Annotated in this window: 2 protein-coding genes; both read left to right on the top strand. The window is 45.5% G+C overall.

The features are described from left to right. Positions 1–42 precede the first annotated feature (42 nt). On the top strand, positions 43–3,876 hold the full coding sequence (locus MKX52_RS01945) for an amino acid adenylation domain-containing protein (RefSeq protein WP_342491363.1): 3,834 nt from the start codon (positions 43–45) through the stop codon (positions 3,874–3,876). A gap of 63 nt (positions 3,877–3,939) precedes the next feature. Continuing rightward, the gene (locus MKX52_RS01950) at positions 3,940–14,070 is read left to right on the top strand and encodes an amino acid adenylation domain-containing protein (protein ID WP_342491364.1); all 10,131 of its coding nucleotides are present in this window, start codon (positions 3,940–3,942) and stop codon (positions 14,068–14,070) included.

Below are 14,070 nucleotides of genomic sequence, written 5' to 3' on the forward strand. Positions count from 1 at the left end.
ACATGAGATCAGTCATAAAAACGGGAAGGGAGGATGAAATGGATGAGTTCATTTAAAAGGGATCAAGTTCAAGATATGTATTATCTGTCACCGATGCAAGAAGGCATGCTGTTTCATACCCTCCATCACCAAGAAAAGGGCTTTTATGTAGAGCAAATGGATATGAACGTAAAAGGCACACTGCGTCATGACTTACTTGAGAAAAGCATGAATGTCATCGTGGAGCGGTACGATATTTTTCGTACCTTATTTCTCCACGAAAAAGTGAAGCGCCCTGTCCAAGTTGTGCTGAAGAAACGCCCTTTTACGCTTGATGTGGTGGACATGCAGGATCTTTCTGAAGACGAACAGCTTGTACGTATTGAGACATTTAAACAACAAGATCAGCTGAGAGGATTTGACCTTTCGAAGGATGCACTCATGCGGGCAACTGTTTTCCAAACGAGCCCTACAAGCTATCGTTGGATATGGAGCTATCACCATATTCTTCTTGATGGCTGGTGCTTCGGGCTTGTGGTGCAGGAGTTATTTGCGATGTATCATGCCCTTTTGCATGACATCCCTTACAAACTGGAACCGGTTAAGCCGTACAAAGAATATATTCAATGGCTTGAAAAACAAGATAAACAAGCATCACTTCAATACTGGCAGCAATCATTAGCCGGGTTTGATGGACAATCCACTTTTAAAGAACAGAGAAAACAAACGAATGAACATGAATTAGGCGAAATGGAATGGTCGATGAGTAAGGAAGAAACGGCTGCTTTATCAGAATTAGCATTCCAGCAAAATGCGACGTTAAGCAGTGTTCTTCAATCAGTCTGGTCAATTTTATTGAGCAGATATCAACGTTCAAATGATGTGCTGTTTGGCACGGTTGTGTCGGGGCGTCCGGCAGATTTGGCTGGCGTTGATAAAATGGTTGGCTTGTTCATCAATGTCATCCCAAGAAGAATTCAGCTGACAGATGACATGACATTCCGTACTCTTCTATCAGAAACGCAGCAGCAGTCTCTTGCGGCCGAGCCGCATCAATATATTCCGATTTATGATATTCAGGCAGAGACAGGTCATCAGCCACTCATTGATCATATCGTCGTGTTTGAAAACGTCCCGACCGCAAAGAAGGACGAGCAAGAGGCGCGATTAGGATTTACTGTGGAAAATATGAATGTGTATGAAAAATCGAACTATGATCTCAATTTGCTGGCATCACCAGGAGAACAATTGCAATTAAAGCTTGCCTTTAACAAAAAAGCATTTGATTCTCAATTTGTTCAACGGTTAAAGGAACAGCTAAGTCTACTGATGAGTGAGGCGATCAAGCATCCTGACCAATCGGTTCATACACTTACACTTGTCACGAAACAAGAAAAGCAGCTCATTCTTGAGGAGTGGAATGCGCCTGAACTTGAGCATGACCAGCTATATTTGTCGAAATGGTTTGAGCATAATGTCCGCAAACAGCCGAATGCGGTCGCATTATCAGCAGGTGAGCACACGATGACATATGCGGAGCTGAATGAACAAGCCAACCGATTGGCAAGGCATATGCAAAAAAATGGGGTCATGCATCAAACGGTTATCGCCATAATAGCTGACCGCACGTCTGAACTGATTGTCAGTCTACTTGCTGTCTTAAAAGCAGGTGCAATCTATGTGCCAATTGATCCCGATTATCCAGAAAGCCGCATTCAATACATGCTTAAAGACAGCGGGGCAACACATCTTCTGACTCACTCATCCTTTATCAGTCAGGTGAAAGCACTTGCGTTTGATGGTACGTATCTGTTTGCAGATGATCAAGAAATTTCACTGATGAGCTCAGAGAATCTGCCGCTTGAAGCAGGCTTACACGATACGGCTTACATCATGTATACATCCGGTACAACAGGTCAGCCAAAGGGCATCATGACGACCCATTCCAATATTGCCCGGGTGGTCAAAAATACGAACTACTTAACCATTTCAGAAACAGATACACTGCTGTCCCTATCCAACAGCGTATTTGATGGCTTTACATTTGATGTGTATGGCGCACTTTTAAACGGAGCGAAGCTTGTCTTGCCGAAAAAAGAGACCATTTTAAACATGGACGAGCTGACGGGATTGATTAAAAGGGAAAACATTTCTGTCATGTTTGTTCCGACAGCATTATTTAATCTCCTCGTTGATGAAGACACCGACTGGATGCGCAGTGTGCGTAAAGTGCTGTTCGGAGGAGAGCGGGCATCGGTACAGCATGTGAGGAAAGCCTTTGCTGTCATGGGGAAAGGCAGACTCATCAATGTGTACGGTCCAACCGAATCAACAGTATTCGCCACTTATTATCCAGTCGATGAGGCTCTGCCGATGGACATGCGTTCGATTCCAATCGGAAAGCCGCTCAACCAAACGGGTGCTTATATACTGAGTCAGCACAGGCAGCTTCAGCCGATTGGAATGGTCGGAGAGCTTTGTCTGAGCGGCAAAGGACTTGCGAAGGGGTATTTGAATCGTCCTGATCTGACAAAACAAGCTTTTATTACGCATCCATTCGCTGCGAGAGAAAGGCTGTATCGTACAGGAGACTTGGCTTATTTTCGAGCGGACGGTTTAATTGAGTATGCAGGCAGAGTCGATGATCAGGTGAAAATTCGCGGTCACCGCATTGAACTGACAGAAATTGAAGCCCACCTTCTCATGCATCCAGGTGTCAAACAAGCGGCTCTTATAGCTGATCAGCATAACACGCAGCATACAAGGCTGCTCGCTTATATGACGTGTGAGGAGGAGTGGAAGGACAAACTCGATGTGATCAAGTCAGGATTAAAGGAAAAACTTCCGGCTTACATGCAGCCTCATGAACTGATCAGGCTTGAGAAAATGCCACTTACGCCAAATGGAAAGGTTGATAAACGTCAGCTACCAAAGCCAGAGGCGCCTCAAGGAAACCGTCATGTGAAGCTTCCGGTTAATGAAGTAGAACAAAAGCTGCTTGTGATGTGGAGAGAAGTGCTTGAGCGAGAAGATATCAGCACAGATGACCATTTCTTTGAGAGTGGCGGGCATTCATTAAAAGCGATGTCTCTTTTATCTAAGGTGTCGAAGGAATTTGATGTTCAGGTGCCTATTCACTTGATGTTTGAGACGCCTACCATTGAAGCAATCAGCCGTTATATTCAACAGCAGGATCAGGAAGCCGCGGGCTATCTTGTATTCAATGAATCTCAAACGCCAACAGTCTTTGCTCTACCGCCATTACCAGGCTATGGCTTTATCTATCAGGAAGCCGCAAAAACGCTCAATGATGTTCGTATGATTGCCTTTGACTTTATTGAAGCTGATGACCGAATCACACAATACGTTCAGCATATCCAGCAACTTCAACCTGAAGGACCGCTGACTTTGATGGGTTACTCAGGCGGGTGCTACCTAGCCTTTGAGCTTGTTCAATCACTCGAACAAGCAGGGCGGACCGTCGAAAAGGTCATCATGATCGATTCCTATATGAAAATAGGAGAAAGCGATTTAGAAGGACGATCCATTGATGACGATATCGCAGCGATCGTCCATCAGTCGAAGCAAAGTGAACTGGCCCAAGCAGAGCTCATTCAAGACGAGCTTGCTCAAAAAACGAGGGCTTACTATGAAACTTTTGTTAAGGGGGTGAATCAAGGAGAGATACAAGCAGACATTGATTTCATCCAATCCGAAGAAAACATTGCGATACCAGAATGGATGGATCACTGGGAAGCTGCGACGACCGGCGCTTATCGACAATATCAAGGTTATGGTCAGCATGCGGACATGTTCAAAAACAAAGAATGTGCTGCCCGAAATGCACAGCTCATTAATGAAATCGTCCATCATAAAAATAGAGAAACAGTCTTGTAAACTTTAGATGAGGCAGGGGTGCACACTGGTAGCCCTGCCTGCCAAAAAAGGGAAGGAACTCATATGAAACCATCAATCATTAATCAATCGAATGTACATGAATCAATGGATGCGATTTTACATGATGTACAGAAAATCATTTTACAAACCAACGAAATCGAACGCTTCGCTGTTTTTTCTCGTGAAAAAACCATTCGACCTCGGCCATATCACCTCTCTCATTTATTTCTAGACCATCACATGGAGCAGGAGGCCGCAGTTGAATGGAAACAGACGCAAATGGCTTCACCTGCTTTAGCAGACATGCCCCCAGCCATTTCCTATGGAGGGGATATAGATGTTCGTGCAGGAGCTCAAACCTTGCAGGACGCTCTAACTGAGGCAGCCAAAACAACAAATGGACTGACTTATATCATCAATAGTGAAAATGAACTCACGCAATCCTATTCGCAGTTAAAGGAGGATGCCGAACGAGTTCTGACGGGCTTAAGGGCACTAGGCCTTAAGCCAGGAGATCCTGTGTTCTTTCAATTTTCATCGAATCATGCAATGGTCACAGCTTTTTGGGCATGTGTATTAGGCGGATTTGTCCCAACACTTGTATCTGCAGCCCCGACCTATCGGGAAATGAATGCCTCAGTGAAGAAGCTTCATCACGCTTGGAGCCTGCTGGAGCATCCGCTCATTCTCACGGATGACTCGCTGATTGATGAGGTGCAAGGATTAGCTTTACTGTGGCATACAGATCAACTACGTGTTGCAGCCGTTGAACCAATGCTTACTTTAGAAAGAGATCTTGAAGCACATCCAGTCACGCCCGATGATTCTGTCTTTTTTATCTTAACGTCTGGAAGTACGGGGATGCCCAAATGCGTAGAGCATTCTCATAGAAGTGTGTTGGCGAATGTCAAAGGAACAGTGGCAGCCAATGGGTTTACACAAGATGACGTCTCATTAGACTGGATGCCATTAGATCATATTGGCGGCATTGTGATGTTCCATCTTGTCAATGTGTATACAGGCTGTGAGCAAATTCGGGCAAGAACAGATGACTTCATCGCTCAGCCGCTGCGCTGGCTTGACTGGATGGACCGCTATCGTGCAACGAAGACATGGGCACCTAACTTCGCATTTGCGATGATCAATGATTATGAGAAAGACATTTCTTCAGGGTCTTGGGATCTTTCTGCTATGACGTGCATGATCAATGGGGCAGAAGCCGTCGTACCGAAGACAATCCACCGTTTTTTACACTTGCTTGCTCCGCACGGTTTAAAAGGAGACGTCATCAGACCGGCATTCGGCATGTCAGAAATCTCATCAGCTGTTGTTTTCTCTTTTGCGATTGAGCGGGGAAATGAAAATAGTGGGGTTCTGACCTTTGAGGAAACGTCACTGACAGAGCAGTTAAGACCAGCGGAGGCACGCGAAACTGGAACCGTCAGCTTTACAGAGCTGGGGAAACCGATTCCGGGTATCACGATTCGTATCGTCAACCATGAGCATGAGCTTCTTCCAGAAGATCATATTGGTAGCGTACAAATCAAAGGGCCGACGACAATGAAGGGCTATTACAAGAATGATGAAGCGAATCAAGAGGTTTTTCAAACAGAGGGCTGGTTCCACACGGGCGATTTAGGATTTCTGCATGAAGGAAGGCTGACATTAACCGGTAGAGAAAAAGACATGATCATCATCAACGGGAAAAATTATCACAACTATGAAATTGAAGCCATGGCAGAGGAAGTACCCGGCGTAGAAACAAGCTTTGTGGCAGCGTGCTCCGTGCGAATGGAGGCATCTGCATCCGATGAGCTGATTCTCTTTTTTACACCGAAGCTGTATGAGCCTGCTTATATCATGAGGGCTAGCCAGCATATGAAAACCCATATTGCAACAAAAATGGGTCTTTCTGCATCAAAAATTATTCCTGTTCAGAAGCATGCCTTTCCGAAAACAAGCTCTGGAAAAATAGAAAGGGCCCAGCTTAAAACGAGATGGCAGGAAGGTGAATTCGACGAAATCATTAAGGAACTGGACATCAGACTTGAAAATGAACATACCTTGCCTGATTGGAGTTATCAAAAGAAGTGGACACCCGCTCCGCTTCATAAAACTGAAAAGCAAACAGCAGGAGATACAGTGATCTTTGCAGATGCATTAGGGCTGGCAGATCAATTGAAATCCCTCTCAAACAATGAACAAACCTATATTACGGTTGAACCGGGTCAAGCATTCACACAATTCACACATACTCACTTCATCATCCACCCGAATCGGCCGTCAGATTACGAACAACTCTTTGAGACGCTCCGTTCGTATGGCGTTTCGGTGAAACAAATCATTCACCTTTGGAACTACACAAAAAAGGAAGACATACTTCAAGCGGCATTGGCGAAGGAAGCGCAGAAAATGGGCAGCATGAGTGCATTATATACAACAAAAGCCATGGCCGCTTATGAGGAACCTGTAGAGATTACCTTTGTCTCCGCTCATGCGATGAATTTACCACAAGATCAAACACATCATGTGGAAAAAGCAACGACAGCGGGTTTGATGACAGCTGTACAGCATGAATGGCCGTTTATCAAGGTGCGGTGTCTTGATTTTTCTCTAACAGAACCGGCTGACCATTCCCATGCATCAGCGATCATGACGGAGCTTACTCAAGATACAAGCTATCAAGTGGCTGCTTACCGCGAAGGTGTTCGTTATATTCCTCTTTTAACGCCGCTTCATCTGGAAAGAGAGCAAAAGAGGAAGACGCCGCCATTTGAATCCTCCGGGCTTTACGTGCTGACAGGCGGGCTTGGCGGAATAGGACGAATGCTAAGTGAACATCTTCTGACATCCTATCAAGCGCATCTCGTGCTGCTTGGAAGAAAGGCACGAGAAGCGTTAACTGCGGATCAGCAAGACGTATTGACCTCACTTGAGAAACAAGCGGAAACACGCGGCGGCACTGTTCATTATGAAGAAGTGGACTTGACGGATGCAAAAGCCCTTGAAGCCCTGATCTCAAGACAAGAGGTGGCTCATGAAAAAAGGCTGCATGGCGTGATTCATTTTGCTGGCATCATTCAAGAAGAGCTGCTTGCTGACATGACGTCTGTGTCCTTACATGCGATGTACGAAGCAAAGGTATATGGCACGATTGCCCTTCATGAAGCGGCTTCTAAACGGCAGAATGTTTTATTTCTTTCTAGCTCATCAGCACGAACGTTAAAGGGTGGGATGACCGTAGGGGCTTATTGCGCTGCCAATGAGTTCGTTGAACAATTTGCTCGTTATCAGAAGCTGACATCTACCGTGAAGCCGTACTGCTTTAGCTTTAGCATGTGGGATGAAACCGGCATGAGCGAGGGTTCGATGATCAAAGGCATCTTAAAAGAAAGAGGCTATCTTCCAATTTCGAAGCGGGCGGGCTTGCAGACGATGCTGGCATGTTTAATGACAGATGCACCTCTCATTTATATGGGATTAGATCGGTCGAAGCAGGACATTCAGGAGATGCTTCATGCCGAGGATCGAACAGAGAAAGCTGTGTATGTCTATTTCAAAACCGACAAAACAAAAGCCATTGAAGAGCGGCTGTATCAGTCCATTTATACGTCTTTGCAGTCTTATCTATCTGGTGAATATTCCGTCCATCTATTTCCTGAGGAATACTGGAAAGAATCAGAGGATGGCATGCCTGATGAAGCATATTTCAAAGCACTCATTGAGGAAAGTGGACAGGATGCCGAGGGCAGAGCGCCTCAAACGGAGACGGAGAAACGATTGGCAAGCATTTGGTCCGAGCTGCTTGATGTCTCCAATGTCAGCTGCGGTGATCATTTCTTTTTACTCGGGGGTCATTCACTCAAGGCAACACAAATGCTGTCTGCGGTGAGACAAAGAATGGGATTTGATGTGCCGCTCGCTGTTCTTTTTGAGCATACGAGACTGGGGGAACTAGCGTCATGGATTGATTCGCATGCAAAAGTGGATAAAGCGGTACAAATGAGGAAAATAGCAAAGGGTCAGGAGATTCCGATGTCCTATGCCCAGCAAAGACAGTGGTTTCTCTATCAATTACAGCCTGATCTGCCGTTTTACAATAATACAATTTCCTTTCGGATGAATGGAATTTTAGATGTGAAGGTGCTTCAGCGCAGTCTTCAGCAAATGGTGCAAAGGCATGAGTCGCTTAGAACGTCCTTTACAATGAGCGGCGATGAACCAGTTCAGATCATCCATGAGCATATGACCCTTCCAGAGCTTGAAGTGGTGGATTTATCAGATTTGACATCTCAGGAAGAAAAAGAACAAAAAGCGGCTGAATGGGCAAAAAGAGAGGCAAGCACACCTTTCCGCTTAGAGCATGATCCGCTCTTTCGCGCAAAACTGATTCGATTGTCGGAAAGAGATCATTTGCTGCTGATGTCCATTCACCACATTGTGTCAGATGGCTGGTCGGTTGGGATTGCCGCAAGAGAGCTGTCTGAATGGTATACAGCGATGATCGACCGGCGAGAACCTGATCTTTTACCACTGCCGATTCAATATGCGGATTACGCTTTATGGCAGAAGGAATATTTGACTGGAGAGACGCTGGAGAAGCAGCTTTCCTATTGGAAAGACCAATTTGCAGTCCCTGTCGAAGATTTGGTTTTGCCGTATGACTATCCGCGGCCAGCCGTTCAATCCTACAAGGGAAAAACGAAAAAATACCAACTGGCGAAGTCGCTATCAGATCAGCTGGCTGAGCTCTCTAAAAAAACCGATAGTACCCTTTATATGACGCTGTTGACCGCCTTTTCTACATTGCTGCACCGTTTGTCTTCACAGGATGAGTTTGTGATTGGATCAGTCATTGCTGGGAGAAATCGGACGGAGATGGAGCATCTCATCGGATTTTTCGTTAATACACTGGCTCTTCGGATTGATCATAGCGGGAACCCTGCTTTCACTGAATTATTAGAACGGGTGAAAGATACAACTATGGGCGCCTATGCGCATCAGGATGTGCCGTTTGAAATGGTCGTAGATGAGCTGGATATTGTACGTGAGGCTGGCAAGCAGCCGCTGTTTCAGGTCATGTTTGTTTTGCAAAATCTGCCGCTTGAGGCTTCTCCGATGGGGGAAGCGACATCTGTTTTAGCCATTGAAGATAACGATACCGCCAAATTCGATCTATCTCTGTTTGTTTTTGAAGGAGCAGAGGGTCTTCAATTAAAACTGGAGTATGATGTGGACTTATTTTCTGACGATACGATGGACCGGTTCCTTCGGTATTACGAGCAGTTGCTTGAGTGTATTTGCGAACATCCATCACAGCTGATTAGACAGATGAATTACCTGCCAGAAAAAGAGAAGCATCAACTGCTCTATGAATGGGGTGGTAAAACAGATCAGCCTGCAGGTTCGCTTCTCATCACGGAACGGTTTGAAGCGCAGGTGAGAAAGTCACCTGAAGCCATCGCTCTCGAATTCGGGGGAGTGCAGTGGACGTATTGCGTGTTACAAGAGAAAGTCGACCGGCTTGCGGCCTCCATACAGCAGAGAGGTGTGACGCCGCATGAACCAGTAGGGCTGCTCATCGACAGGTCGCCTGAAATGATCCTTGGGGTGCTGGCGATTGTGAAAGCAGGAGGCGCCTACGTGCCGATTGATCCCGAATATCCAGATGCACGCATTGATTATATGCTGAGGGATACAGGGATTCAGCTGTTACTGACAAAAAATGAATGGCTGAAAAAGGTATCCATCAGTCAAACCGAAATCATTTGTCTTGATGAAGGATATGAAGAATTTTTATCAGAAGCAGAGCTCATACCTGCTGCCCTAAAACCTGATGGACTCGCTTATATCAATTACACTTCAGGATCAACTGGACAGCCAAAAGGGGTTTTAATTCCGCATCAAGCAGTCATCCGGCTTGTGTGTGAAACAGATTATGTCACTCTTGATGAACATACACGCATTTTACAAATGGCCAGCTTCTCCTTTGATGCCTTTACGTATGAAATATGGGGAGCTCTATTAAACGGGGGAAGGCTGATTCTCACCGATCGACATACGGTTTTATCAATGGATACACTGGCTGACACGCTGACATCATACAAGATCACTACAGGATTTCTAACAGTACCGCTGTTCAACCGATTGACAGAAGAACATCCAGAAGCTTTATCTGGATTCGATGCATTATTGGTCGGTGGTGATGCGCTCTCAGCTGCTCATATTCGTAAGGCACTGCCGTATTTACCTGAAGGGCTTCTCAACGGCTATGGACCAACTGAAAATACGACGTTCTCTTGTGTGCATCCTATTCGTTCATTAGACGAAGGGCAGACGACCGTTCCTATCGGTCGGCCAATTGCTTATTCACAAGCCTATGTATTAGACGACCAGCTGCAGCCAGTTCCGCAAGGTGTCATTGGAGAGATTTATGTTGGCGGAACAGGGCTCGCACTAGGTTATCTTGGAGATGAAGAAAAAACATCGCAATCATTTATCTCGCATCCTTTCCATAAAGGAGCGCGTTTATATAAAACGGGTGATATGGGCCGCTGGCTCCCAAATGGCATCATCGACTGCCTTGGAAGAATCGATCATCAAGTGAAAATACGCGGACATCGCGTCGAATGCGGCGAAATTGAAGCCACTATGCTGAGTGTTGAAGACATCATAGAATGTGCGGTCATTCCGCATCAGCACGAGAGTGGTCATAAGCGGCTCATCGGTTACTTTGTCCAAAAAGGTACTTGGACCCAGCAAGACCTTCGCCGAAAATTAAAGGATAGATTGCCAGATTACATGGTACCAAGCCTATTCATAGAGCTCGAGGAACTGCCGCTCACGCCAAACGGTAAGGTAGATCAAAAGCGTCTCCCGCCGCCCGTGTGGAGACAGGAAGAAGCCGAAAAACCGACAGATCAAGCGCTCAGTAAGGAAGAACGAGTGCTGAAAAAAGTGTGGACTCAGCTTCTTGGCACTCCTTCAATCGGTGTTCATGATAACTACTTTGAGCTTGGCGGAGATTCTATTATTGTCATACAAATGGTGGCGCGCCTAGCACAGGAAGGCTATATCATACAGCCGAGAGATGTATTTGAAAAACAGACCATTTCACAGCTGGCACACGCTATGAAAAAAGCAGATGTATCTGTGTCTTATGATCAATCACCTGTTACGGGAGATGCACGTCTGCTTCCAATCCAATCTTGGTTCTTTGAGCAATCGATGACAAATCAAGATTATTGGAATCTATCAGCGCATATTGAATTCAAGCAATCTATACAACCCGAACAGTTAACGCAAGTTCTTTCAAAGCTTGTCGATCATCACGATATGCTGAGAGCCATTTATACAAAAGATGTAGACGGCACATGGATTCAAACCATTCGCGCGCCTGGCATTATTCCTTGTGTCACTTTCTTTGATTTGACGGATGTTTCTCACGAAGAAGCACTAGAGCAAATCCGCATGGAGACAAGCGCTTGTCAAGGAACATTGTCATTAGAGCGGGGAGAAGTGATCAAAGCCATTCTTTTTCAGACAAGTGATTACACGTCTGAACTCTTCATCGCAGCCCACCATCTTGTGATGGATGGAATATCGTGGCGCATCATACAAGAAGATATCTTAAACGGGTTGAAGCAGGTTGCGGCAGGGCAGGAGATCACGCTTGCAAAGAAAACCGCTTCCTATCAGCAGTGGGCAGAGGCACTTGATCAATATGTACAAACCGATCAATTACAAGAGCAGGTTCCGTTTTGGGAAAAGATCATCGATCAAGAGGAAGAAGGTTCTCCTTTTCAAACGCCTGCGCTTTTCAATATAGAAGAACATGCAGAGATCCTTACTGTTCAATTGACGAAGGACCAAACAGACATTTTACTAAGGCATGCATCACAAGCGTACCGAACAGAAGTGACCGATTTACTCTTATCAGGACTTGCGCAAGCGATTGGAAAGCCACTACTGATCACGCTAGAAGGGCACGGACGCGAGGATTTATTTGAACAGATGGATTTGTCACGGACAGTCGGCTGGTTTACAAGCTCTTATCCTATTTTTATTCCTTTTATTCAAACCGATGTTGAGAGACAAATTAAAGATGTCAAAGAAACCTTAAGAGCTGTGCCGCAAAAGGGGATCGGCTATGGCTTACTTCAATACATGACCGCATCACGTTTACTTAAAACGGTAGCGCCGCAGGTGAGCTTTAATTACCTTGGACAGCTAGATCAAGTAGATGGTGAGGCAAATCTGTATATAGCTGATGAGCGAAATGGACATGTGCATGATCCAAAAGCAGAAAGACAGCATTTGATCGATGTGTACGGATACGTTATCGGTGGTCAGCTTCAGATGAATTTTATGATCAATCGTGAACTGCTTCAGGAGGAAGAGGTGCGTCAGTTACCTGAACGATTTAAAGAAAAAATGGAGGACATTCTGACGCATTGTGTAGAGGCAAAAGGCGGCTTTACGCCATCTGATTTTCCAATGGTCCAGCTGACGCAAAAGCAAATAGATGAGCTTCCAGACAATGTGGTAGATGTGTATCCACTATCTCCGATGCAGCAAGGGATGCTGTTTCATGCACTGTTAGATCAAGCATCACAGGCGTATTTTGGTCAGGTGCATATGACACTCGAAGGTTTAACGGACGGCGAAGCCTATGAAAAAGCATGGAATCTACTTGTGGAACGTCATTCGATTTTACGGACAAGATTTGCTTGGGAGGGGCTAAAGGAGCCTGTCCAATTGATCCAATCAGAAGGAAGCCTTCACCTCACTCAGCACGATGTGTGCCACCTGAGTGAAATGGATCAGAAGAAAACCATTGAGCAGTATTTACAAACCGATCGTTCAAAGGATTTCGAATTAGAAAATGCGGCTGAACCGCTCATTCGTATCGCTTTATTCAACCGTGATGAGAAAACATGTACGTTTGTTTTTAGCTTTCATCATATTTTAATTGATGGCTGGAGCCTGTTTGGCTTGATTGAGGAATCCCTTTCAATATATCGCTCGCTTGTGGATGAACGAGAGATCAATCTTCCTGCTGTGCGTCCATATAAAGATTTTATTGATTGGCTGCAAAAGCAAGATCAAGAGAAGGCACAAGAGTTCTGGAAACATTACATGTCAGGAGTAGAGGAAGCCACACCACTACCAGGAGACGGAGAGCAAGCTTCGGATGAAGGAGCAGGTATTGATCAGATTAGTATCAAACTGACGCCTGAAATGCAGCATAAGCTGGAGAAAATGACAGGGACACAGAAGGTCACGATGAGCACGCTGATTCAGGCGGCATGGGGTCTGCTCTTGCACCTTCATTCAGGCTCAGAGGATGTCGTGTTCGGTGTCACAGTATCTGGTCGGCCTGCGGACTTAAAAGAGGTTGAAAGCATGACAGGGCTCTTTATTAACACTTTGCCGCTTCGTTTGCCGATCACACCAGACAGAACCATCGCTGAGCTTCTGACCCAAACGCAGGAAACAGTTTTTCACATGCGAGAGTTCGAGTATACCGTACTCCCAGATATTCAGCAGATGACCCAAATTTCGAATGGAGAATCATTGTTTCGTAGCATTGTCGTGTTTGAAAACTACCCGATTGAATCAGTGGAGCCTTATGGTGTACGGATCTTAGACATAGCCAGTCATGAAGAAACAAACTATGACTTGACCCTTGTGGCTGTCCCTGGAGATACGCTGGAGCTTCGGGTCACATACCGCTTCAATCAATATAAAGAAAAACAAATACAATCGCTGATGCAGCAGCTGATCCACACACTTGAAGCCATGACAGAACAAGTGGAGACACCACTCTCTTCCTTCACGATCGTGACAAATGAAGAAAAAGGGCGGATGATCACCGATTGGGCGAAAAATGCACAAGTCAGCGTGCTGTATCCAGATCAAGAAGAGGTCTACTCAGGTGTGCATGATCCTTCGTGTGAGACAGAAATCTATGTCCTGAGCGAGGAGCATCAGCTCATGCCGGTAGGATTCCCTGGAGATATTTTTATCGGTGTAGAGGATATCAAGGCACTATGCGGAGAGCTTGCCGATTGGATGGAAACGCATAAAATTCAACATCCATTCAAACATCAAACAGGCGAATACCTATATCCGACAGGGGATGTCGGCGTTTGGACTGAAAAAAACAAGATTCAGATTTTGGATTGGGTGTAG

Origin of the sequence: Bacillus sp. FSL R5-0422 (assembly GCF_038610765.1) — a bacterium.
GTDB lineage: Bacteria > Bacillota > Bacilli > Bacillales > Bacillaceae > Bacillus > Bacillus pumilus_O.

Excerpts from the sequence above, each read along its gene's own strand:
- MKX52_RS01945 (WP_342491363.1), top strand. The coding sequence starts at position 43 with ATGAGTTCATTTAAAAGGGATCAAGTTCAAGATATGTATTATCTGTCA.
- MKX52_RS01950 (WP_342491364.1), top strand. The coding sequence starts at position 3,940 with ATGAAACCATCAATCATTAATCAATCGAATGTACATGAATCAATGGAT.